The following is a 26,610-nucleotide window of genomic DNA, read 5'->3' as shown; positions in this document are numbered from 1 at the left end:
CGTAATATGGGCATCAGTGCCACAAAACCCGTATTACGACTGCGTCAATACGGGCTGCGGCAGGCACCAATTATAGTGAGCCAGAGTGCTCAGCAAGATATTCAGCAACACCTTGTGGAGAAGCAGTCATACCTGCCTGGCCTTTTCTCCAGCCTGCAGGACAAACTTCGCCTTTTTCTTCGAAGAATTGTACCGCATCAATAGTTCTTAAGAGCTCGTCAACATTACGACCGATAGGTAAGTCATTCACCACTTGCGAACGAACCATACCTTTAGTATCGATAATAAACGCTCCACGGAACGCCACACCAGCACCTGGATGCTCAACACCATAAGCTTGGCAAATGCTATGAGTCATATCGGCAGCCATAGTGTAACGAACTGGGCCAATGCCGCCTTTTTCTACCGGAGTACTTCTATAGGCATTATGGGTAAAATGAGAATCGATAGACACGGCAACCACTTCAACATTACGGCTTTTGAATTCATCCATACGGTGGTCTAAAGCAATCAATTCAGAAGGACATACAAAAGTGAAATCTAAAGGATAGAAAAACACTAATCCATATTTGCCTTTGATGTGCTCATGCAAATTAAATTTATCGACAATCTCACCATTGCCCATCACCGCAGCTACGGTAAAATCAGGAGCTTTACGTCCGACTAGTACACTCATTCTATGATCTCCATTTGTGCGCAAGAAGGACCCTTGCGCAGATTATTATTATCGATACACTTCACCAGCTTGAACAAAAGCAAAAATCAGACCGCTTTGGCCAAGATAGTCGAAATATAATAGACGTTATACGGCAATTGCATCGCGTAGCATGGTTTCTAGCTCCCCTTGCTGGAACAATTCAGCAATAATATCAGAGCCACCAATCAATTCACCCTTCACATATAACTGAGGGAACGTTGGCCAATCAGAAACTTGAGGCAACATTTGACGAATGTCAGGATTAGCAAGAATATCTACGTAAGCAAAATCAACACCACAAGCCTCGATGCATTGAACTGCACGCGCAGAAAAACCACATTGAGGCATCTTTGGCGATCCTTTCATGTACAGCAGAATCGTATTTTCTGCGATTTGTTTTTTAATTTTTTCGATTGTATCCACCGCTCGTGTACCTTTAAATAATAAAAACGCTCATTATGGCGAAAAGCTAGCACGGCCGCAACTTATTTCATTATCCCTACCTGGACACTCTAAGTGAAAAGCAAGTACCGTCTTCAACCAATTTACTAGTAATTCATTAATAATAGGCCTGGAATCTTAAGGAAATATTAATTGAATATCATATTTGTCCTGCTACACTTAGGACACTCACAAACAAGGAGAACTTAATGACCTTTACATTACCCAAACTGCCCTATGAAATGGATGCTTTAGCACCCCATATTTCCAAAGAAACTCTTGAATATCATTATGGTAAACACCATCAGGCTTATGTGAATAACTTAAACAAGTTAATTCCTGGAACTGAATTTGAATCCATGTCTCTCGAAGAGATTATTATGAAATCCAAAGGTGGCGTATTCAATAATGCCGCACAAATTTGGAACCATACCTTCTACTGGCATTGTTTAAGTCCCAATGGCGGCGGTGAGCCCACAGGTAAACTTGCTGATGCGATCAACAAGCATTTCGGTTCCTTCAGTGCATTTAAAGAACAATTCACTCAAGCAGCAGCAACTACTTTTGGTTCGGGGTGGGCATGGCTTGCACAAGATAAAGCGGGTGATTTAAAAATTATGAGTACTAGCAATGCCGGTACACCAATGACCGAAGGCTTAACTGCACTATTAACCTGTGATGTATGGGAACATGCGTACTATATTGATTATCGCAATGCACGCCCTGATTACATCAGTGCATTTTGGTCATTAGTGAATTGGGAATTCGCCTCTGATAATATGAAGTAAGTGATGAGATAATTGCCGAGTCACTACCATTTAGATTAGGCGCTCGCAATTGTAGATTGGCTGCGAGCCCAGCATAGAATACGGCACAGGTTGTGTTTGCTGGGCCCTGCGGCAGTCCCGCCTACGATTTTAATGGACTTTAAAACGGCAAAGAGATTATAAAAAGGAAGATAGATAATGGCTTTAATTACTAGTTACAATCCCATGCCCATTACCTTTACTCACGGTGAAGGCGTTTGGCTTTATGACGATCAGGGAAAAACATATCTTGATGGCTTAAGTGGGATAGCCGTTTGTGGGCTAGGGCATGCTCATCCTGATGTGACCAAAACCATACAAGAACAAGCAACAAAACTCTTGCACACCTCGAATACCTTTCATATAAAACAACAAGAATTACTTGCAGAAAAACTAACCTCAATGGCCGGCATGGAACAAGTATTTTTTGCCAACTCAGGGGCTGAAGCCAATGAGGCTGCCATTAAATTAACGCGACTTTACGGCCATAAAAAAGGCATTGAAACCCCTTCAATCATTGTGATGGAACGTGCGTTTCATGGGCGCACAATGGCGACCTTAACCGCCTCAGGCAGTCGTAAAGTACAAGCAGGTTTTGAACCCTTAGTCCCTGGATTTATCCGCGCTCCCTTTAATGATATCGAAGCCATACACACCATTGCGGCGAATCGTGAGGATGTGGTCGCCGTGATGTTAGAACCGATTCAAGGCGAAGGCGGAATCTATGCCGCCGAAGAAAGTTATTTGCGCGCTGTAGCCAAATTATGTGAGCAGCATGATTGGATGCTTATTTTAGATGAAATCCAAACAGGAAATGGACGCACCGGGAAACTGTTTGCCTGCATGCACCATCACATTCAACCCGATATACTTACTACGGCTAAAGGCCTAGGTAATGGCGTGCCAATTGGTGCTTGCCTGATGAGTAAAAAGGCTACGGATTTATTCAAGCCAGGAAATCATGGCTCGACTTTTGGTGGTAATCCATTAGCCTGTGCTACCGCTTTAACCGTATTAGAAGTCATTGAGCGTGATAAAATTTGCGATCTAGTTACCCGCAATAGTGCCCTATTGATGGATAAGCTCATTCAAAACTTAGGTGAGCATCCACATGTTAAGGCAATTCGAGGTAAAGGCTATATGATTGGGGTAGAACTGGATAGACCAGCGATGGACATGCGGACTCTAGGTTTAGCCAATGGCATCATCTTTAATGTCACCGCAGATACGGTCGTACGCTTGTTACCGCCCCTCACCATCACCGAAGAAGAAATTGATGAATTAGTGAAACGATTAACACTGACGATCAATCAATTCACCCAGTAATTCGTTACCTGCTGGGCTGCCACAGAGCTCAGCAAAAGGCTATTTCTGCCAGTCCCCAAGGCGGGCTTTACAATCCACCCCACGGATCAAAAACACTTGAAAACGAAACAAAAACAAACAATATGTTGATTTAAAGACCACAACCATCGTAAAATACGCGTAACCTGAATCAAACACAAGCAAGGGCCTTAATGAGCAACCTATCTCCCGAAAACATAATAACAATATCAGCGTTCATTAGTAGTTATAAATACTTGAATGAAACAGAAAAAAAACTGTTCCCCCCCAAAATTAAAGAGCTGTTTGATGCCAAGATTCAATTTAAATCAACAAAAACGTTGGCTATGATTGCATCAGAAGTTATTCAAGAGTTTCTCCAGACCCCCCCCTCGTTAAAATTTCCCTGCATTAGTAAATTCATCGAAAGCGACCTTTTTCAATGCTGCAAGCTACTCAAAACAAACGAGCTATTTTCTGATGCAAATACAGTGGCCGTTTTAAGCTATCCTAAACCCCAAAAACCTTTTCCTAATGCCGATTATCAGCCCCTTTTAAATTTGCCCAAACTTAAAGAGCTTTTTAGCGCACTCTATACGCTACAACAGCACCAACTGCTCGCAGATGCAGAATGCCTTACTGCCGTAATGCGGCACGAAATGTTCCCCCTGCAAGTCGCTAAGGCATTAACCATTTTAAATAAGGCGGATTTATTAAATGCAAAAACCATGGCGATAACCACACATCCAACCAACCCGGCTGCCGCAGCGAAAATCTTAACCTTGCTCTCTCCGTTAGGTTTATTATCGGGTGAGCATGCGGAAAATAATTTTGAAAAAGTAATGAAACATCCAAGGCCTGCGAGTTTACTCCTGGATATAGAACTACTTGCTGCTGAAGATGCAAACCCACAACAGAAATTTGAAAAAATTATGTGTCCACGTGCCTATACAGCTCCCCTGCTACTTACAGGAGTACTCCAAGGTGATTTAATGTCCATTGAAATAGAAAGCCCTTTCCACACCAAAAAATCCGGGGGAGTGGTTGCCTCGATGATCCCTGGCGCACTCTAATTTGGCGTTATGTGCATCCAGGCTAGATTAGATTTGGCTTGGATTCACCTTAGTTCAGATGAAACACATTCCTTAAACTGGTGACCGAAAATAAAACTAAAAAGATAAAAAATAGTACTAATAAATGCCAGTAATAAGAAAAACAAGGACATCAAATTCGCCTGCTGAATATGGAAAATATCCCGCAGAAAATGGCTTAATGAACTACTGACCAAACACCATAAAAGAATAAATAACAGTAAGGAAATGAGGGTATTAATAAAATTTCTAATGCCATAAAAATGAGATAAGGACTCAGAGTCTACAATACTTAAAGAAAAATATTGTGCCAAGGCATAACAAACCGAACTAAAAAAACTACCCAGCCCAATGAAAAAACAACTCCAAAAATAATGATTCCCCAAAAAGGCAACCATACCCAAGTTAAAGAGCAAACCTAATGCCGCCACGTGAAAAAGAACACGGTAATTAAAACGGCTAAACAGGGAAATGGAAAATAAATTGCCCACCAGCATGCCCACTCCAGCAAAGGAAAGAATCACTCCTATTTGGGAGACGGAAAAATACAAAGAATAAAAAGGAATGATCATAATAGCTACTAAATTAAGCCACATGAAATTTAAGCTATATAAATACAAAATCGATTGCCTGCTTACATTAAGCTGAATTCCTTCGGATTGAAATTGCGACTGCAATGAAACGTTTTTCTGTAAATTCCAATGCACCGAGGACAAGAAAATACGATAAATCAAAAGAACCACAATGGAAGTAATTAATAAACTGGTAAACGATAATTGATGGAAAAAGAAACTACCAATAAGCGGCCCCACAATATATCCCAAAGTATTGGCAAGCCGGGTAGTAGCAATAACAAAGGGTAAGTCAGTATAAGCACAATAAGTGGCGGTTACTTTATCAAAAAATATAGACTCCATTGAGGCTAAAAAAGCAACACAGGCGAGAATAATGAGTAAATGATTCAGTGGCACCTTCCCTGTCAAAATAATAAGCCAAAAAGCGAGGAATAAGAGTACAATAAAATCCAAACATCCTTTTAATGCCGAAAACACATTGGTTTTTTCCAGCAACTTTGGAACGATAAAGAGCAGTACAACAGTAGGTAAATAAATTAAGGCGCCATAGAGCGGAAACTCTTCCAGCGTAATGTATTGCTGTAATAAGGTATTTAAAATAAAAAAATTAAATACCTTAAATAAAACCGTCAATAATCCATGGTTTGCCCAAATTTGGAGAAACTGCTTTTTATTCATTCGCAAATATCCCTAAGATAACTTAAGTAGGGCCTGATGATTATTATCCAACAGCGCCAGCATGGATAGGCCCTCGCGAAGCGGTGCCTCGTTCTCCAGGGAATAACAAGTTAAAACCCAAAAAATCCATTTTGCTGCAGAAATATATATATCTACATCATTAATCGCTAATGGCAATGCATAAGCCTCTCTAAAGCGTTTTGCCTCCTCCATATCTAAATACTGTTTGTCCTCTTTTTTTTGCAGAACCCAACTGGTGACCGTATCGATAAAATCAATTTCGGCGCGCATCAGGCAAAAATTTTCCCAATCAATCAGAAAATGTTCACCTGCATTATTCCAAATAACATTTTTCGGCTTTACATCGGAATGGCAAATAACTAATGAGCTATCTTGTCCTAGGCGCACAATCTCATCAAAGGTTACTCGTGTAGCGACTCCACGTAACAAATTTTTTAAAGGATTATTCAGATAGTGTAGTGCCAACTTCTCAACTAGAGTTAAGCCATGACTCATTACCAGATTTCGCCAACAACTGGCAAAGAAATAAGATTTAAGATTAAAAAAATGCTTATTATAATTAATGACTTCAGTTTGGTGTAAGGTAGAAAGTACTTGGGCAATTTGGATTTTTTGATTGAGCTCGAGATGTGAAGGTTCTTTATTTTCGCCAGGGATAAAATGCATCATGTAAAAGACAAGCTCATTATACTCCTGTACGAATGAATTATTTATTGAAATTAACCGGGGGGACGCTATTTTCTTAGTTATCTCATTGACATAGGTGGTATGCAATGTAAAAAAACTCATCAGCTCGGCTTGGTTTAAATGATAGAGCTCTTCTAACTTCTCTCTATTTATCATTTTTATGGTAGTTATTTTACCACTTTCCTCGCGAGCAAAATACAGCGCTCCTAACATGTTTTGTGATTCTTTCATGAGAACGGGATTTACAAAATGACGTTCTCTTAAAAAATTCCCCAGCATAAATTCAATCGGTTGATGCATCATCATTTCCTTTTTTATTTAAAAGTTAAAGTTATGTCGATTAATGCTAGTTCTTTAGTTTATGAAGCTCCCTCTCTATTAAAACCAACCACCCAGCACTTGCATAATTATAGACCAGACCGAGCAAAAATATTTCTCGCCCCCCTGTATGTTGAATTTAAAAACAAATATTTTTTTTGGGGACGGCAGTGCACCATAAAACTAAAAAACAAACTGGAATTGTATATTTTTTGTGCTAACTTTAAAAAGCACTACCGTTGTCATGAGAGATGAGAAAATGAGTCAAGAAGTACAAAAAACATACACCATCATCGACCTTCTAAAAAGAAATGCTCTCGATACACCTAATAAAGCTGCTTTAACGTTCCTTACTCAGAAAGAAAGCATTTCTTTATCTAACCAGGAATTACTAGAGCAAATGGAGATTTTTGCCACACGCATTCTCAAGCGTGCAGAGCCTGGATCACGCGCAATCATTTTATTAAACCCTGGCATCGATTACCTAGTCTCTTTTTTAGGATGCTTACTGGCAGGGGTTATTGCCGTTCCAGCATATCCTCCTACCAATAGCCGTCATAATATTAGATTATTATCCATTATTCACGATGCGTCGGTGCAAGTGATTATTACTTCTTCAGCAGTAGTTCATCGCCTGGATTTTAATGAGGAGAATAAGACAGAAGTGCTCATTGTCGAGGAAGAAGAAAAGACCCGTCCTTTCTTAACCCAATTTCCTACAATTTCAAGCGAGGACGTAGCCTTTCTTCAATACACCTCAGGTTCTACTGGAAATCCCAAAGGAGTGATGGTAACCCATGCCAATATCATTGCGAATGCGCACTGCATCAATGAAAAGTTAGCGCGGCGGGTAACCACGCTTTGTTCCTGGCTGCCTCCCTTCCATGATATGGGCATGATTGGCTGTACTCTGTTTCCTTTAGCCTATAATGGTCATGTGGTCAGTATGTCACCCACCGACTTTTTGAAAAACCCATTAAAATGGTTAAAAGCAATCAGTGATTTTCATGCCGAATGTACTGCAGCCCCTGACTTTGCTTACGATTTATGCGCCCGGGTAATCACCGCAGAAGAGAAAAAAGAATTGGATTTAAGTTCATGGCTTTTTGCCATTAATGGTTCTGAACCTGTCAATGCCGAGCATTTAAAACAATTCAGTGACGCATTTGCAGTATGTGGTTTTAACGCCAAGTCAGGCCATCCTGCCTATGGTATGGCCGAAACCACTTTGTTAATCTCCACCAAAGAAGTGGACACAGACACCGTGGTCTTGCGCGCTGATAAACAAGCCTTTCAAAATAACATCATCAAAGAAGTTCCAGAGGATGCAGAGCGTGTTCTTTTGGTTAGCTGTGGCACCCCATACAGCAACTACGACTTAAAAATTATTGACCCCTCCAGTTTAGACATTTTACCGATTAATAAAATTGGCGAAATTGTGGTACAAGGTGACTCTGTTACTAAGGGATATTGGAATAAGCCCCAACTGAATCAAGAAATTTTTAACTTAAGATTAAGTTCTTCAGATAAACCCTATTTACGCACCGGAGATTTAGGCTTTTTAAACCCCAACGGTGAACTTTTTATTACTGGACGTCTTAAAGATTTAATTATTATTCGTGGACAAAATCTTTATCCTCAGGATATTGAGCATTGTGTTGAAAAAAGCCATTCCTTATTAATTAAACATGGCGGTGCTGCCTTTGTTATTGAAAAGGAAAAGAGCGAGCCCGAATTAATCCTGGTTCAAGAGGTGCATCGCAGCGCGAAACACTTTGATGAAATTTTTTCCGCGATCTTAGATTGTTGCTCCCAAGAATTACCGGTATTACCTAGCGAGATTGTGTTAATCAAACAATCCTCCTTACCTCGCACCTCAAGTGGCAAAGTACAGCGTAGCGGATGTAAACAAGCATTTCTGACCAAGGAATTAAACGTCTATGCTCAATGGCAACGGAAAATGCATCAGTCAGAACCGCAGGTACCTAGCTTGGCGAATGCCCATGAAAAAAACAGCTTAACCCGATGGATGAAACAATGGTTGGCCAGCAATTTATCGCTGCAATTGGAACAAGTTGATGTGCATAAGAATTTTTCTTACTACGGGATGGATTCCGTAAGCGCCGTTCAATTTACCTCTGCTCTAGGACAGTTGATAAATCAAGAAATTAATCCTAGTTTGTTATGGTCCTTTACCACGATCGACGCATTAGCAAACCATTTGCTTCCCGAAAATCAGGCCCCTGCGCCACAAAAGGAGCAATCGCACCAGCAAAAACGTTTTGAACCCGTGGCGATAATTGGTATGAGCTGTCGCTTTCCTGGCGCCAGTAATAGCCCACAAGCGTTTTGGGAGCTATTACACAATGCGAAAGATGGAATCAGTAAAGTTCCTCTGAGTCGCTGGGATTCGGAACTCTATACAGCGCAACCGGGTGTTGCTGGCACTATAGCCACCTCTAAAGGGGGCTTTATTGATAATATTGACCAGTTTGATGCGTCTTTATTTAATATCAGTCGTCGTGAGGCTGAAGCGATGGATCCACAGCATCGTCTGTTACTGGAATTAACCTGGGAAGCACTTGAGCGTGCGGGTATTGCCCCTTTATCTTTAAATGATACGGAGGCGGCTATTTTTATTGGCATTGCTTCGAATGACTACAGCCAATTAGCTCATGATGCGGCATACCAAAATACTGATGCTTATTATGGTATAGGTAACGCTCATAGTGCCGCAGCTGGCCGCATTGCCTATTTTCTAGGCACCCATGGGGAGTCAGTTGCCGTGGATACCGCATGTTCTTCATCCTTGGTGGCAGTATTCAATGCCTGTCAGGATTTACATGAAAAAGGCTATAGTCTGGCTATCGTAGGCGGGGTAAACTGTATCCTGGACCCGTCTTTAAGTGTGAGTTTCTCTCAAGCAGGAATGTTATCACCTAATGGCAAATGCCAAGTCTTTGATGCCAAGGCGGATGGTTATGTCCGTAGTGAAGGCTGCGGGGTGCTTATCTTAAAACGCCTAACCGATGCGCAACGTGATAAAGACCCTATTTGGGCGGTGATTCAAAGTGCCGCAGTGAATAGCGATGGACACAGTAATGGCATTACGGCGCCAAGCCCTAAAGCCCAGCATGACTTAATTAGTAAAGCCATCCATGCTGCCGGGATTTCTCCGGATGCGATTGATTACATTGAAACTCATGGTACGGGTACACGCTTAGGCGATCCGATTGAATTTAATGCTCTGAAAGAAGTTTTTGCCACCGGAACCCGGCAAAAAGATCTATATATAGGTTCCGTAAAAAGCAACATCGGCCATTTGGAAGCGGCTGCAGGTATGGCAGGTCTCATCAAAACAATTTTGATGTTGCAACATCAGCAAATTCCCGCCAATTTGCATTTTGAAACCGTCAATCCGTTAATTGACTTAGCCTCTATTCCGGCGCAAATACCCACCCGCTTGCAAGCCTGGGAAACTGAACCGCAGAAACAAATACGCTATGCAGGGGTGAGCTCTTTCGGATTTACCGGAACCAACGCCCATATAATCCTTACTGGAGCTCCAACCGCAGAGGCCGAGACTGGGGCCGCCGATACTCCCAAAAGACCGGTGCATGTCCTCACCTTATCCGGACATACTCCAGAAGCATTAGCGGCACAGCAAGCGCGATTAGCCGATTTTGTGCAAGACAACGTGAATATTGAGGTAGGCAATTTATGTCATGACCTGGCTCTTAGCCGCAGTGCGTTAGATTATCGCCTCGCATTTCCCGTACAAACTCATGAAGAATTAATTGAGAAACTACGTACGACTCTGCCCACGAATAAAGTTGCGGAAATAAATAGTGCAAAAACTGCCTTTTTATTTACCGGACAAGGTTCACAATATTCTAGAATGGGCTGGGAGCTTTATAATACTCACCCTTTATTTAAACAGGAAGTCGATCGGTGCAGCGAAATATTGGCGGATTATTTGCCTGAACGACTGACCAAAGTCATGTTTGATCCCCAACAGGCATCTTTATTAAATCAAACGCACTATACGCAACCTGCTTTATTTGTTCTGCAATATGCTTTAGCGCAATTATGGATAAGCTGGGGAATTGTGCCTGCAGCTGCTATCGGCCACAGCGTGGGCGAATATGTCGCCGCGACTGTAGCCGGAGTGATGAGTTTAGCGGATGGTCTAAAACTTATTGCTGCCCGAGCCAGACTCATGCAAGCCCAGCAAGAGGGTGGCATGCTTAGCGTGAACGTGGATGAAACTCAAGCTCAAGCCTTAATGCAAGAGTTTAAAGTACAGGCACCTACCGCAATCTTAAATATTGCGGCCGTAAATAGCACGAGCCAAGTGGTATTTGCGGGTGAAAACGAAGCGATTCGCCAATTACATCAGCAATGTCAGGCACAAGAGATTCGCTCCACTGAGTTGCAAGTATCTCATGCCTTTCACTCTGAGCTGTTGCGCCCCATGATTGCGGAATTTAAGCAAATTGCCGAAACCATTGAGTACCATGCGCCTAAGCTGGTACTAATCTCCAATGTGAGCGGCAAAGAAGTTTCTGTCATCAACGCAGAGTATTGGGCCGAACATGTACTCGCGACCGTACAATTTAGTACAGGTATTAAAGAGTTAATAGCCGAAAACTACCAAACCTTTATCGAGGTGGGACCACAACCGGTTTTATTAACCTTTGCCAGACAACAGGCAAGTTCATCACAGCAGGTTTTATGGCTCGCTTCACTGAGAAGAAATCGCCCCGACTGGCAAATCTTATCCGATGCAGTCGCCCAGCTCTATGAAAATGGACATCACATTAATTGGCAGGCTTATGATGCTCCTTTTGCACTAGCTAACGCGGCAAAACAATTGCCTACTTATGCCTTCCAACATCAATCCTATTGGCTGGCCGGAGGGCATAAGGCTCCCGAAAGTAGCGCCATAAGTCGTGGGTTAAGCCAGGCGCTTTATCAGCAGGAATGGAAAGCATTAGCGACACTGCCACAGCGAAATAAACCACAGACACAGAGTGGAAAATGGTTGATTTTTGCCACTCAAGAGACAGAAAGTGAGAAGATGATCGAGCTCTTATCTAGCTATTTACCCGAGATGGTAGTAGTACATCCTGGGAGCACATTTACGCTGTCGGCAGAGAAAGCCGTACTTAATCCTGGTGAGCCCGAACAGTTTGCAAATCTGTTAAGTAAATACTCAGGAATTCAAGGGATCATCTATTTATGGGGCTTCGTTGGCACGGAGTTTTTCCAAGAACAACAAGTACAGGCGTTAACTTGTGATGATATGAATCAATTAATTAAAAACTCCTGTGCCGGTTTACTGCATTTAGTGCAAACACTCATGCAACATAAACAACAAGCCAGGTTATGGACCGTAACCCGGGGTACCACAACGGCAGCTCCGCACTCCATACCCCTCTTTTCACCCTTAGTGGGAATGGGAAAAACCTTAGTGCTGGAATACCCTGAACTGGATTATCATCATTTTGATGTGGGACAAGAAACCACTACCAAAAATACCGCCATACAATTGCAACAATTGCTTGGGCAACCTCAAGATGAAGCCATTATTGCCTATCAAAACGGTTCATTATATGTACCACGCATTACCCCAGCATTATTGCCTCCAGTCGCCAATAAAAAAGCGTTACTAAAAAATGCCTCTTACCTTATTACTGGTGGACTCGGGGGGATAGGCTCTATTTTATGTAAATGGCTGATTCAGCAAGAGGTAAATTCGATTATTTTACTGGGAAGACGTCCATTAAACGATGAAATAAGTGCGATACTTAATCCATTACGTGTTGATGGGGTCAGCATCCACTACATCCAAGCGGATGTGAGCGATTGCCAGCAACTGCGCCACGCGTTAACACAAATCCCCAATACACTACCAGTGATTAAAGGAATTTTTCATGCCGCCGGCACCTTAAGCGATGGCTTCTGGTCCCAGCTCACCTGGCAAGATTTTGAGCAAGTTTTCGCAGCAAAAGTACAAGGAGCCTGTAATTTGCATCGTCTCAGTGTGGAGCTTATCCCGGAACTAGAACAGTTTGTGATGTTTTCATCAATCAGTTCTTTATTGGGTACACCCGGACAGGCCAACTATGCAGCAGCAAATACTTTTCTCGATAATTTAGCGCATTATCGTGTACAGGCAGGATTGCCCGCACTCAGTATTAACTTTGGCCCTTGGCAGCAAGTGGGCATGACTCGTGATTTAGCACAATCCTGGTCGGCTTATGGCATTCACAACATTAGTGAAGCTTTAGGCTTAGCCGCATTAACGCAGGCGATGGCAGGGGATTTCACCCAATTAGGTTTAATGCCTAATAATATGGCTGAACAACACGCTCTTTTGCCTCGCCCCTATAAGAAATTATTGGCAGAGATCCTTGCTGAAAATCCCGAAGCCCAGGCAACAAAGCAACAAGAACAAAACCTGATTGGACGATTAAAAAGTCAACGACCAGAGCAACGAGCAACTGAATTAACGGAGTTCTTCATGCAGGAAGTTCGCAGTATTCTTCGTTTAAAAGAAAGCGACGCCTTGCCAATGAGTACCACTCTATTATCACTGGGGATGGATTCAATCCTAGGTATGGAGCTAGTACGTCAGCTGCAATCTAAATTAGCGCTGGAAAATTTAAGTATCCAATCCTTGTTGTTTGAGGACCGCTCACTGGAAAATGTAGTGCACTTTTTGAATGAAAAAATAGGTGATGCGGAGGCAGAAGCGGTCACAACTCTGCCTGGCGTAATAGCGCCACACCATTTATTACAGCTCTCGGTACAACAAACCCGCATTTGGAAACATATTCAGGAACAACCCGAAAATCCTATTTATGTAGTGACTAATAAGTTCCAACTTGAGGGGCCAGTGGATGTAGCGATTTTGCAAAAAAGCATGCAACAAGTTATCGAACGACATCCCATGCTGCGTTGCAGTTTTCATATTTCAATGGGAACCCCATTCCAATTTTGTCATGATCAGATTGATTTTAAATTGCAGTATGTCGATCTGCGTGCTTTAACCAAGGAAGAACAAACACAACAACTCAACCAATTATTGCAAGAAATAGATTCTCGCACCTTTGATGTAAGCAAAGCGGCCTTATTGGAAAGTTATTTAATTCAACAAACTGAGGAGCGCTCTATTTGGACCGTGAGTGTGAGCCATTTATTAACCGATGGCGGCAGCAGTCTGATTCTCTTTGAAGACATTCTGCATTTTTATGCTCAAAATCAAAATCGCACCAGCGAAACCTTGCCTGTGGCCACCCCATATGAAGATTTTGTTGCTTGGCAATTAACCAAGGTTGTTGATGGCACTTATGAGAAATACGTTGCATTTTGGCGCAATACCTTGCAGCACTATAATCCTCCTCTATTGCCTACGGATAGACCTATACCGCAGCAAGCTTCCGCGTTTGGGGCAAAAGAATCGATTAGGATTTCTGCAGAATTGCTTCGTAAGCTGCAAAATTTAGCCAAACAAAGTCAAGTGACGCTGCCTAATTTGCTGCTTACCGCCTATGGGTTGGTGTTGGCGCAATTTAGCCAAACCGAGCACGCTTTTGTTACGATGCTTTGTGCCGGACGAGAGACTGAAAAATATCAAACAACAATGGGTAATGTGGCAAATGAGCTACCCATGATTATCCCATCGGCTCCGACAATGAGCTTCATTGATATGGCCAAACAATTACAAAACGATTTAGTTCAGTTTTTTGAGTATCAGTACATGCAACCCGAACAAATTGCAGCACTGAATTTACCAGTCCCTGACGTATCTTTTGACTTCCAACACCTGACCATCAAGCCTGTTGATCCTGGCTTTAAACTGCAGCCACTCACTCAGAATGAGACCCGGATACCACTTTGGGGCACTAGCCCGCGCAAGCTATCATTAAAATTTAACTATGATAGAACCTTACTAACTGGATACCTTAAGTATCGAGTTGACCTATATGACCGTGAAACTATTTATCATCTGACTACGCAGTTTCTGCAGATAATTGAGGAGGTTGTCGAGAAACCTGAAAGTACATGTGGCAATTTAGCTAATTTGTGGAGCTAATTATGAGCAAGTCGTACCTAATAAAGCCCCCTTTATCAATTTTCAAGGAATATGATGTTCGCAGTAAAGTTGGCGAAGACTTAAATGAAAACACTTATTATACCTTAGGGGTGGCGATTGGCAGTGAACTACAAGAAGTTCACCGATTACATACACTCTTACTGTCTCGCGATAGCCGTGCAAGCAGCGAAGCATTTGCAGAATCCTTGATTAAAGGTTTATTAGAAAGTGGTACCCAAGTCATCGATATTGGCTGTTTACCCACACCAATATTGCATTTTGCCATGTTTGATTTGCAATGCCATTCTGGATTAATGGTTACTGCCAGCCATAATCCTGCAGATTATAATGGCTTAAAACTAACCTTGGCCGACCAGAATTATTATGGCGACAGGCTCTATGGTTTATACCAACGGATTATGGATGAACAGTTTATCTTTGATCACGAAGGACGTGGCAAGGTAGTGCAATATCCTGCGGAACAAATAATTAATAAATACATCCGTCTCGTTAAAGAACGTACCGGCCCCATTAAAAAACTACGCGTGGTAGTCGATTGTGGTAATGCGGTGGCAGGACATGTGGCCCCACAGTTATTAACCGCCTTGGGTTGTGAAATGATCCCCTTATATTGCGACGTGCAATCGAGCTTTCCCAACCATCATCCAGACCCCTCTGTAGAAGAAAATTTAACCAGCCTACGGCAAGTCGTGGTGGAACAACACGCAGACCTAGGTGTAGCCTTTGATGGTGACGGCGATCGTTTAGGTATTGTGGATAATCAAGGCTGTATTATTCCTTCAGATTATTTGCTACTGGCTTTTGCTGATGCCTTGCTGAAAAAAGAGCCCAATGCAGGTGTAGTATTTGATATTAAATGCACTCAACATTTAAATGAATACATCCTCGCCCACCAAGGACGTCCAATCATGACGCGCACTGGCATGGCACATATCATGTCGAGTATGTCAGAGCATAAAGCAGCAATCGGGGGTGAGTATTGCGGACATTTCTATTTTAACGATCGCTGGCTAAACTACGATGATGGTATTTATGCTGCTGCACGTACCCTGGAAATGTTAAGTGTCCACTTAGCCGATAGCCATAACTTTTTTGAGCAATTTCCTAAATCATTAAGTACTAGTGAATTAAAAATTGATATTGAAGAACAGCACAAAGAAGAATTCATGAAGCAATTAATTACTCATGCTCCCATGTACATAGGAGGAGAACTGGTGCAGATCGACGGACTGAGGATAAAGCATGACGATGCCTGGGGACTGGTTCGTCCCTCCAATACTGGACCTTATTTAACTCTGCGCTTTGAAGCAAAAACGTATCCTGCCATGCAAAATATTAAAGATTTGTTTGGCAAATTAATTACGGCTATTAACCCATCGTTGGTCTTACCTTTTTAATGAGGCATTATGGATAAACAAGTACTGGCACTTTTTGATTTTGATGGGACCTTAACTAGGGGCCTGCCAAGTAGGCTACTCTTTTTAAACTACTTAGCTGGTTTACCGAAAATGCTAAGTAGCCTGGCATCGAGTATTGCTTACTCAAGCACCAGGCAATCAGGAGCAGAGTGCTTAAGTTGGCATGATTATCTTGATAGCCTTATCTTAAAAGGCCGAGATCGCCAGGAGCTCGATGAGCAAGCCCTGCAGTTTATCGACCAAGTGCTGCTCAAGAAATTACGTAAAGAAGCGATGGAGCGTCTCAAGTTTCATCAGCAGCAAGGACATCGCTGTATTTTAATTAGCGGGGGCTGGGATATTTATCTCGAGCCCTTAGCCAAACAATATCAGTTTCAGCACCTAATTTGTACGGAACTGGAGTTTGATCTACGCAGTAATAAAAGCACCGGCAGGATGCGCAATAAGTATTGTATTGGCCAGCAAAAAGTAGAAGCATTTGTAAAGGAGTATGCGGCACGAGAGAGCTATGAGCTTTATGCCTATGGCGATAGCGTTCATGATAAGGCCTTACTCAATTATGCCGATCATGGTTTTTATCGATGTTTTGAGTAGTACAGAACCCTTAAAATTAAATAAAAAACTAAAGTCATTGCGAATAGGTCAACACGGCCATTAACATCATCTCCCACATAGGGAATTACGGTGAACTAAATTAAATCAATTAATTAATAACCAAGCTCGTACCGCTTCCCTGGTTTCCTCGACCACTGCCAACAATTGTTTATATAATGCTTCCAACAAAGAACTATGCCCTGCTTTATGATAGCGCTCTAAATGTTGGCAAGCTTGTACCAGTTTTTCCGCGCCACAATAGACAAAACCACTCTTAATACGATGCACTAATTTTTGCACCATTTGCCAATCGTTTTGGCGGTGTGCGGACTCAAGTTCAAGTAAATCAGCAGGAGTTTCTTTATCAATAATTGAAGTTAAAATGCTTTTAAGTAGATTAATATCCCCCCCCATATCCTCTAAGGCTCGTTGCACATTAAAAAGCTTATAGCTCTCTAAGTGAAATAAGTACTCCTCTTCGGCTGACAAATGCGAGTATCGCCCTGCCATTTTTAGCTTGGATTTCTTGGTAAGGAGCGCCGGAGCAAGCGTTTCAGCGAAATAAGTCGTTTTTATTCTCGCTAACACGTCGATGGTCATCGGTTTGGTGAATACTTCATTCATTCCAGCCTCTAAACAACTTCTTTTTATCTTGTCTTCTGAATGTGCTGTTAAACCAATGATGGGCATCGACTCTTTATGAAACGCACGTTCAAGTCCACGAATTGTTCGCGTCAACTCAATGCCCGATAAACCCGGTAATCCTAGATCAGTAATAATTAAATCAAAGCGTTGAGTTTGTGCCAGATGTAAGGCACTTTCACCATCCATCACACTCGTGAATTGATAGCCTGCAAGCTTAACTAGATTTTCTAGGGTAAATAAGGCAATTTTATTGTCTTCAACCAACAATAATTTATAAGACTCAGCCGTTACCCTAATTCCCCTACCACTCGCCAGGGTATCGCTCTCAGCTACCTGAGCAGGGCTTAGGTTAAGTTCAGACTCGGCAATGTTCAATAACAGATCAAAATAAAAAGTGGTTCCTTTGCCAAGCTCACTGCTTACCTGAATTTTCCCCCCCAGCAACTCCACATAAGATTGGGCAATATGTAAACCAACTCCATGTCCGGTATAAGTGCCTTTACTGGATGGGGTTCCCCGATAAAAACGATCAAATATTTTATCCTGTAGCTCGGCAGGTATACCAATGCCCGTATCAGCAATATGAAATCGAATCCGCGCCTGCGTTGCTGTTTGTTCGATAAGGTCTAAGGTAATTTCCACTCGCCCGGCCTGGGTGAATTTAATCGCATTGCCCAATAAGTTAAGTAAAATGCGATGAATTTTAGTCGCATCACTACTTAAACATGCGGGAATGCGTTCATCAATACGAGCCACCAAATCCAAGCCTTTAATTAAGGTCGAGGGGCGTTCTAGCTGCTCGATGTTCTGCACTAATTGCCGTAAATCAAAGACTTCCGCATGCACATCTGCCTCATTCTCATTGTCGGCTGACACGACATCTAAAATTCCATTCAGCATGGAAAGCAATTGCGTACCACTTTCACCAAGCCAATGGGCATATTGCTTTTGTGAGGCATCACTTAGATTATCCTCTAAGAGCTTGGCCATGCCGACGACGCCGGTTAAGGGAGTACGAATATCATGGCTCATATTGGCAATAAATTCCGTTTTAACTTTGTTGGCCAATTCTGAAGATACTTGCGCTTTGGTTAAATCGGTTACATCAACCGAAATCCCCGCAAGCCCCATAACCTCTCCGGCCTGATTAAAAATAGGAACCTTACTCACCAAAGTATGAATCACATCCCCTGCATCATTAACCAATTCGCCCGGCTGATTAATTACCGCTTTTCCGGTGGCAAAAATATGTTCGTCAGTGGCACGATACTCTTTCGCTAACTCCCAATCATGAAACACATCAAAATCCGTCTTGCCAATGATGTCTTCAGTCGATTGCAAATTAATGAAATTGGCGGCCATCTGATTGCAGCCAATATACTGCAAATCCCGGTTTTTCCAATAAACATAGCATGGGATTTTATTAATAATCCCATTTAAATAGTTATACACTTCACTAATGTAATAAGGCAGTGCGTATCGTTGCTTAAATTTAAAACCTAAAATCTGCTCACAAGCACTTTCCATTGATTGGAACATACGCTCCTTCTCGGTAACGTCTTTCCCCAGCAGGAAAAGTTTTTCCTCATGATCAACGCGCGCCACAAGGCATTTCCAACTAAGAAAGACCCCATTAATTTCAATCGGGTTTTGATTAATTATTTTGCCATGCTCATCTAATAGCGCGGGAAGTTTTAAAGTAGACCATAACTCAAAAAAAGACTGCTTGGCGCTATTTTGCGTTGGTGTTAAACACAAAATAGTGCCCGCTGCATCATTAAGGTAATCAATATGCAATTGTTGATTGAGGATAATAAAAGATACATTGAGTAAATCATAGGCCTTACCAAAATTTGGTATTTCTTGTCGAGTTATATTCATCTATTTATTCCCAATACTTTCTTATCTACACTCTTGATTTGTCTGGATGAGTTGAGCGAGTTGCCTAATCGTGGGCGCTGTGTACAAATGGTGTAGCGATACCGAAACCACAAAAGTTTTATTTATTTTTTCAATCAAACTTAATGCCTTGAGGGAGTAACCTCCTAACGCAAAAAAATCATCATGAATACCTACTTCCTCGATGCCTAAATTATCCTGCCATAATTGTGCCAATTGCGACTCAAGCTCATTGCTGGACACTGCATAACGAGTGCTCACATTCAAATCATGGCGCGTCATTTTCGGCTGTGGCATTGGCGCTTGCAGGGGGGATTGCAATAACATCATGCTATAGCGTTCCGGTTCATAATTAGAAATGATGACTTGAGGATGAGAACGCGCCATTGCCTGTAAAAATAATTGCTGCCCCTCTAGAGGCGAAATATCATTACCACGCCCCAAATAGTGCACATCATGCGGGCGTTGGGTTTCCACCGTCATTCCTACCTCACGCCAGCTATTCCAATTCAAACACAACATAAACGGAGTAGAAAACAGCCCCGCACCAGCAAAGGCATCCAAACTGGCATTAGCCGCACAATAATCAATTTGCCCTGGTACGCCGGTAATTGCCCCTAGGGAAGAAATTAAAACCACGAAATCCAGCGAGGCCCCGTGCAAGGCACGTGCTAAATTATAAGTACCCAGCAGCTTAGGTGCTAATACAGCATCAGCCTTGGCTTTAGTTTTTAACTGTACCAAGCCACTCCCAGCAATACCCGCCGCATGAATGACGCCATCAATGTGACCTAACTGCTGTTGGTAATAGGCAATGGCATTAGCTAAAGGTCCTTCCTGACTCACATCAGCCTGATGACAAAAAAGCTTTGCGCCCAAATCCTGCAATTGCTGTAAGCGGCTGACTTTGGCATATAAGGGATGCTGGCCATTCTGCAAAATAGCACCCCATGTTGCGGGGGCAATAACTGGACTACGGGATAAAAGAATAAATGTCGGCCGTGCGACGCTTTTGGCAATAGCCGCACATAAACTAAAAGCAACGCCACCCATACCACCCGTAACCAGGTAAATACCCTCATCTTTAAAGCGATTCTTGGTCAGTTTAGTCTTACTTTCAGTATAGGCGAGCTCCCAGCGAAAACCATGGCGGTAGGCAATAATCGGACGATGGCGTTCCCATTCATCCTGCATGCAGCTCCGCACCAGTTCATTCACTAACCGTGGACTCTCAGTGATTAATTCATCAGCCTGCAGATCAAAGACCCGATATCTTAAGGCGGGATGTTCGTGCATAATCACCCGGCAAGCCCCGATTAAACTGGCATTCGCAGGTACCATGGCTTCAGTACCGAGTGCCTGTTGCGTCCCGCGCGTTAGTAACGCACAGTGTAACGGAATTTGCTCACCAACCTGTTGCAAGTAAGCCTGGGTTAAATAAAGCAGGCTATGAAAACTAAGCGCCAATTGCTGCTCGACTTCCTCATGATGCAGCAGGGTATCTGCGTTATTATCACAAGAAGACGCATGCACCACAATCGGACGTTGTAGGCGATTCTTTAAGACTTTAAATAAACGTTCATAATGTTTTTTTTCACTCGCCTTAATACTAAAATGCGATGCGGAATGGGCCACATATTCATTAGAGAAATAAACCACGATCGGAGTTACTCCATGCGCGCGCAGGAAATCGACGAGTTGCGCTGCCAATCCTTGTTGCTCATGAATGATAATCCAACTATGTGCCGCAACCTCATCGGCATGAAGCGCTGTAGACTGTAAATAGGCGGGGTGATGCGACCAAGCCGGAACAAAGATTTGCTCCCTACTTTTCGTCCCCGACATTACATTATCTGGCTCAACCCAATAACGCTGTCGTTGAAATGCATAGGTAGGTAATGGCATACGTTGTCTTTTTTCATGCCCATGAATGCTATCCCAATCAACAGGAATACCCTGCTGCCACAAGGCACCTAAAGTCGCCATCAGCTGTTGGTAATCGCGGGCCTGCGTCGGGGGATGGGCTAAAACCTGCGCCCTAGAAATACCCGCTACCTCGCCTCCTGCTACCTCTCTAAGAAAAGCGCTTAAACTACGTCCTGGTCCTACTTCAAGAAAGAATGAACGCGCATCCGCCAGGACGGTATTTAAACCCGCACAAAAATTTACGGTTTGGCGCATATGACGATACCAATAGTCAGGATTCGTAGCATCTTCGGCAGACAACCAAGTGCCCGTAACATTCGAAATAATCGGTATCGTTGGCGCAGACAAAGAGATATTTGTCAGCATTTCTTTAAATGGTCGTTCCACAGACTCCATAAAACGACTATGAAAGGCATGACTCACCTGCAATTTTTGATAACGCGTACCTACGCTCGACAAATGCTGGGCCAACGCGCTGATTTCAGCGACCGAACCAGAGGCAACGCAATGCTTACTGGCATTATGCAAAGCCAACTCAATAGGAATAAGGTGCTGATAGGTCCTAAATTCTTCTGCGCTGCATTCAATTGCCAGCATATCGCCGCGCTCCGCACTGGCCATTAATAAGCCGCGTTCACAGACGATAATAATGGCATCGGCAAAAGAAAAAACACCGGCCAGACAAGCAGCAGCGTATTCACCAATGCTGTGGCCAATGAGGACATCGGGCTTCACGCCATAACTCATTAATAATTGAGCCAGAGCATATTCAATGATAAATAAAATTGGCTGAGCATACTGAGTTTGGTGGAGACGAACATCGTCTGGAGTGCGAATCAATTCCAACAGATCGCAATTAATGTAATTCTGGGCAAGATTTACCCCCTGCTCGACCAACACCGCAAAGAAAGGAACTTTCTCCATAAGCTCCATCGCCATACGATGATACTGTGCCCCTTGCCCGGGAAACATAAAGACGACATTGGGACAGTGTTCGGGGCATTGCACCATGGGTGTTTGGCTTAAACTGCACATTAATTCATCTATGCTTTTCCCAACCGCAAAGCGACGCCAGGAATAATCTTCGCGTCCTTTTTGCAAGGTATAAGCAACATCAGCCAAGTTAATTCCGGGAGCTTCTACGGTTAAATGATGTGCTAACCTTTCCGTATTTTGCTGGAGGGCTCGTCTATTTTTCGCCGAAAAAATAAAGAGCTGCTCTTTAATAACGACCGGAGAACTGGGTTCTTGGCTATGCTCACTTAAGATCATATGAATATTAGTACCACCGACACCAAAAGAACTAACTCCCGCATAGCGCCGACCTTCCATAGCAGGCCAATCCTGCAGTTGGGTATTGATCACAAAAGGACTGTCTTGTAAAAATAAATCGGGATTGGGCTTATGGAAACCACACAAAGGAGGAATTTGGCGATGATGTAGACATAAAGCGGTCTTAATTAACCCCGCAATTCCGGAGGTTACATCAGTATGGCCAATATTGGCTTTGACCGAACCCAAGAAACAAAATTGTCTATGTTCTGTTTGTTCACGGTAAACCGCGGTTAAAGCCCCTACCTCAACCACATCCCCTAATGCGGTAGCGGTACCATGTGCCTCAAGATAGCCTACCTCATCAGCCTTTATGTGTGCCTGCCCCAAAGCATCACGAATGCATGACATTTGCCCACGGGTACTGGGGGCCGTAAATCCTAACTTATCCGACCCATCGTTATTAACCCCTCGGCCTTTAATTACAGCATAGATGGTATCACCATCAGCAAGAGCATCGGCTAAGCGTTTTAAGATAACGACCCCAACTCCATTGGAAAAAACCGTACCATTCGCAGCAGCAGAAAAAGGACGGCAATGCCCATCTGGAGATACGATACTCCCGGGTTGATAGACATAAGCATCGGTCTGGGGCACCACAATCGATGCCGCTCCCGCCAAAGCAATATCACTGTAACCCAGAATTAAATCCTGGCATGCATGGTCTACCGTAGCTAAACCCGTAGAGCAGGAGGTATTCACATTAATACTACGGCCTTTGAGATTGAGGCGGTAGGAAATTTGTGTGCTGAGCATGCTTGCACTAGTAGCAATGCGCTGTTGTAACAGATCATGTTCCTTAGTAAACCAAGTGTTTTTTAAGAGATTCTCTTGCAAATAAGTACTGTCCGACATGCCCGCAAAAACACTAACCGCTTGCGTCGTTAATTTGTCTGGGGCAATGGCCGCATGTTCGAATGCTTCCCAAGCACACTCCAGCAAAATCCTTTGTTGCGGATCAGCAATCTGTGCATCACTCGGGTTAAAACCAAAAAAGTTGGCGTCAAACTGTTCAATGCCGCGGAGAATTCCGCGTACAGGAACAACGTGCTTTTCAGCTAGGTTGCTGGCTTGGTTTGTTAGTTGCTCTTGCTCAAATCGTTGTAAACTTTCCTTGCCTAAACATAAATTATCCCAATACTGCTGTAGCGAATTAGCTCCGGGAAAACGGCAAGACATACCTACAATGGCCACTTCATTGCTCACCACGTCTTTAATGGTTTTTACCGCGGGGATCTCGATTTGTCCCTCAAGATAACAACTTAATTTATAAATAGTGGGGTGTGAAAAAATATCCGCGACTTGCAGCTCCGATTGTAATTCTTTATTGATCTTGCTGCATGCCTCCGCAATAAGTAAGGAGCTGGCACCTAATTCAAATAAATTTTTATGAACATCAATAACTTTACGGTTTAATAAATGCTGCCAAATTTTTTTGATCGCCTCTTCAATCATGCTGGATGAAGAAGTATCCACATAGAATGACAAATCCGTATGCGGTAGGGTGTCCAACTTGGATTTATCCACCTTTCCGACCAAAGTCAGCGGTAAATCCTCCACCCTAACGTACTTGGCCGGTAACATATAAGGAGGCAACACCGTACTTAAAAAATTGCGAATCTCATCAGCGCTGACCACCGTCTCTCGCGTGGATAAAATAATATAGGCGGTAAGCATTTTGTGAGAACTACCGCCCAGTTCAACTTTAACCGCGGCCAGGCTAATGCCAGGAAAACGCATGAGTTGCGTTTCTATTTCACTCAAATGAATACGAAAACCACCAATTTTAACCTGATCATCAAAACGCTCTAGAAACAGATACTCCCCAGAAGCAAGCTGCCGTACCCGATCACCGGTTTTATATAAGCGCTGGAACGGCTCGTTCTGACAAAAAGGATTGACAATAAATTTTTCAGCATTCTGTTTGGGGGCCTTATGGTAACCGAGCGCTAAATTAATGCCACTGACATACAGTTCGCCCTCAGTCACTGGCTGTTTATTTTCGTCGAGTACGTACAGCCTTACATTATTAATGGGTGTACCAATACTAGAGAGTAAATCATCGGGCAACAGACTGTGTTCATCGATGCGCTGTCGGCAGGCATACGCCGTGGCCTCTGTAGGACCATAACCATTGATCAGGTCAATGGCTAAAGCCTGTTCTTTACGATAGGCTAAAAATTTTTTTAATAAGCCGACATTAACTTGTTCACCACCAAAAACAATGACGCGAATGGCATCCAGGGTCGCCACTGCCGATTTAATCAATTGATGAAAAAAACCAGTAGGCAAACATAAATAGCGCACCTGTTTCTCCGCAATAAACTGTTTAAGCTGCGCCGGCTCGGTGCGAATTGCATAAGGAACAATGGCTAGATTCGCCCCATTAAGTAAAGCACTCCATACCTCAAAGGGGCTGGCATCAAAGGCAAGATTGCTATACTGGGCAATGACCTCTCCAGCATGTAAACGAAAATCATTTTGTGCGCTCACCAGATTAACAACGGCTCGATGCGGAACAATAACTCCTTTAGGCCTCCCCGTAGAACCGGAAGTGTACATCATATATAAGGGCGCATCGGGCGCGATAGGGATAGCCAGGTTTTCTCGCGAAAAACTAATGGATTCTATATTCAAATTTTTGATGAGATGAACACTTGTTTTATCTTCGCCAATTAGCGAGAGGTATTGTTCATTAGTGATAACCATTTTCGGCTGAGCATCGTCTAAGAGTTCGACCAATCGGCCTGAAGGAGCCAGAGCATCTAAGGGTAGATAAGCCGCCCCTAATTTGACTATCGCCAACACGCTGACAATAAAATCGATTCCGGGCTCTAATAAGACGCCCACAAACTCACCGGCCCCCACTTGGTATTTTTTTAGGCAGTTCGCCAACTGATTCGCTTTTTGGTTGAGGGAGTTATAGCTAAGTTTCTTGTCGCGTTCACTAATAGCAAGGTACTGCGGCACCCGCTGTGCCTGTGATTCAAATAGTTCAATTATATTATGTTGGTAAGCGGCCTTAAGGTTTATCATTGAACTAACCCTTTGTATATTAATCTAAAAAACGCAAAAAAACATGCCAATCCTAATGCCGAGAAGTCCAGAATTATCTAGTATAAATGATTTAAAATTCATCAGCCATAAAAACACTTAATATTTTCTTAAGCTTTGTAGGAATAGCAACCATAATGACAAACTTAAGCGCTCTTGCCCTAAGTTAAGACCTCCTTACGAAGGTGCGAGTTTTTTTTAATAAAAATTTAGATAGTATCAACGCATTTCACCTGCGCATCATCATTAGAATAGTTTAAAAGCAGACATCATTCAGCTAATATATGACAAACTTCTCTTAGCTAAAACGATTATGCGCACGATGAGCTTTTTTGATGCCCTTATATCTGAAGTAGACAACGCGCTACGCACGGTATTGCCCCCCCACAAACGAGTCAGTACTCGAAACTCTCCAGCAGTGGAAATCGAAGACACCCCACTAAGCTTGCGAGAAAAAAAACATGTTGCCGGTTTAATGCGGGTTAATCATGCCGGAGAGGTATGTGCCCAGGCCCTTTATCAGGGACAAGCCTTAACTGCGCAATTGACACACATCAAACAACAAATGAGTGATGCTGCCGCCGAAGAAGTGGATCACCTTGCTTGGTGTGAAGAGCGCCTCTATGAATTAGGCTCTAAGCCCAGTATCTTTAACCCAATATGGTACAGTGGCTCCATTGTGCTCGGTGCCTTAGCAGGACTTGCAGGAGACAAGGTCAGTCTGGGTTTTGTTGCCGAAACCGAACGCCAAGTAACCGCTCACTTAAAACATCATTTGCAAAAATTACCGGCGCAAGATAAAAAATCGCAAGCTATACTACAACAAATGCAAACAGATGAAGAACAACACGCAACAATGGCAATAGAATCAGGGGGGATTGAACTTCCTACTCCGATTAAACGAATAATGAGCATGGTATCTAAGTTGATGACGCACAGTAGCTACCATATATAGCAACGCTAAAGACAGGAGTCGTCATTGT

The 26,610-nt window shown here is 43.0% G+C and carries 13 protein-coding genes; 7 read left to right on the top strand and 6 right to left on the bottom strand.

The window, feature by feature from the left end; translation table 11 throughout:
• Positions 1–70: 70 nt before the first annotated feature.
• Both ACD661_RS09245 and grxD read right to left on the bottom strand, forming a co-directional pair.
• On the bottom strand, positions 71–676 hold the full coding sequence (locus ACD661_RS09245; protein WP_400187576.1) for a peroxiredoxin: 606 nt from the start codon (positions 674–676) through the stop codon (positions 71–73).
• Positions 677–802: 126 nt separating this feature from the next.
• Complete coding sequence (gene grxD, locus ACD661_RS09240; protein WP_133136093.1) at positions 803–1,120, bottom strand: Grx4 family monothiol glutaredoxin; 318 nt, start codon at positions 1,118–1,120, stop codon at positions 803–805.
• A 227-nt stretch (positions 1,121–1,347) separates the two neighbouring features.
• Between grxD and sodB the strand changes: the two genes are divergently transcribed.
• The 3 genes from sodB (at position 1,348) to ACD661_RS09225 (ending at position 4,340) form a co-directional block, all read left to right on the top strand.
• Positions 1,348–1,926, top strand: coding sequence for a superoxide dismutase [Fe] (sodB, locus tag ACD661_RS09235; RefSeq protein ID WP_400187575.1), 579 nt, complete (start codon positions 1,348–1,350; stop codon positions 1,924–1,926).
• A gap of 177 nt (positions 1,927–2,103) precedes the next feature.
• Positions 2,104–3,270: an aspartate aminotransferase family protein gene (locus ACD661_RS09230; RefSeq protein WP_400187574.1), complete on the top strand. Its 1,167-nt coding sequence runs from the start codon at positions 2,104–2,106 to the stop codon at positions 3,268–3,270.
• Between the two features lie 191 nt (positions 3,271–3,461).
• Positions 3,462–4,340, top strand: a complete 879-nt coding sequence (locus ACD661_RS09225; protein WP_400187573.1) for a hypothetical protein — start codon at positions 3,462–3,464, stop codon at positions 4,338–4,340.
• A 44-nt stretch (positions 4,341–4,384) separates the two neighbouring features.
• On the opposite strand, the gene ACD661_RS09220 is transcribed toward ACD661_RS09225, so the two are convergent.
• Both ACD661_RS09220 and ACD661_RS09215 read right to left on the bottom strand, forming a co-directional pair.
• A complete protein-coding gene (locus ACD661_RS09220; RefSeq protein ID WP_400187572.1) occupies positions 4,385–5,611 on the bottom strand; it encodes an MFS transporter in 1,227 nt (408 codons plus the stop codon).
• 12 nt (positions 5,612–5,623) lie between these two features.
• Positions 5,624–6,625, bottom strand: a complete 1,002-nt coding sequence (locus ACD661_RS09215) for a phosphotransferase (protein ID WP_400187571.1) — start codon at positions 6,623–6,625, stop codon at positions 5,624–5,626.
• 271 nt (positions 6,626–6,896) lie between these two features.
• On the opposite strand from ACD661_RS09215, the gene ACD661_RS09210 reads away from it, so the two are divergent.
• From ACD661_RS09210 to ACD661_RS09200, 3 genes are read left to right on the top strand one after another with little or no spacing between them, the layout of a single operon-like run.
• Positions 6,897–14,738: an SDR family NAD(P)-dependent oxidoreductase gene (locus tag ACD661_RS09210; RefSeq protein WP_400187570.1), complete on the top strand. Its 7,842-nt coding sequence runs from the start codon at positions 6,897–6,899 to the stop codon at positions 14,736–14,738.
• A gap of 2 nt (positions 14,739–14,740) precedes the next feature.
• Positions 14,741–16,156: a phosphomannomutase/phosphoglucomutase gene (locus ACD661_RS09205; protein ID WP_400187569.1), complete on the top strand. Its 1,416-nt coding sequence runs from the start codon at positions 14,741–14,743 to the stop codon at positions 16,154–16,156.
• A gap of 9 nt (positions 16,157–16,165) precedes the next feature.
• Positions 16,166–16,771, top strand: a complete 606-nt coding sequence (locus ACD661_RS09200) for an HAD family hydrolase (RefSeq protein ID WP_400187568.1) — start codon at positions 16,166–16,168, stop codon at positions 16,769–16,771.
• 105 nt (positions 16,772–16,876) lie between these two features.
• Here the strand turns inward: ACD661_RS09200 and ACD661_RS09195 are convergent, their stop codons facing one another.
• Entirely contained in the window at positions 16,877–19,297 is a 2,421-nt protein-coding gene (locus ACD661_RS09195; protein ID WP_400187567.1) for an ATP-binding protein, read from the bottom strand.
• A 21-nt stretch (positions 19,298–19,318) separates the two neighbouring features.
• The gene (locus ACD661_RS09190; RefSeq protein WP_400187566.1) at positions 19,319–25,609 is read right to left on the bottom strand and encodes an amino acid adenylation domain-containing protein; all 6,291 of its coding nucleotides are present in this window, start codon (positions 25,607–25,609) and stop codon (positions 19,319–19,321) included.
• Between the two features lie 331 nt (positions 25,610–25,940).
• Here ACD661_RS09190 and coq7 point away from each other — a divergent pair, with 331 nt between their 5' ends.
• The gene (gene coq7 / locus ACD661_RS09185) at positions 25,941–26,582 is read left to right on the top strand and encodes a 2-polyprenyl-3-methyl-6-methoxy-1,4-benzoquinone monooxygenase (RefSeq protein WP_400187565.1); all 642 of its coding nucleotides are present in this window, start codon (positions 25,941–25,943) and stop codon (positions 26,580–26,582) included.
• Positions 26,583–26,610 lie beyond the last annotated feature (28 nt).

Source organism: Legionella lytica (genome assembly GCF_044626755.1).
In the GTDB taxonomy this organism is placed as follows: Bacteria; Pseudomonadota; Gammaproteobacteria; order Legionellales; family Legionellaceae; genus Legionella; species Legionella lytica_A.
The sequence above is the reverse complement of the archived record's forward strand: the minus strand, read 5'-3'. Positions and strand labels throughout refer to the sequence as shown.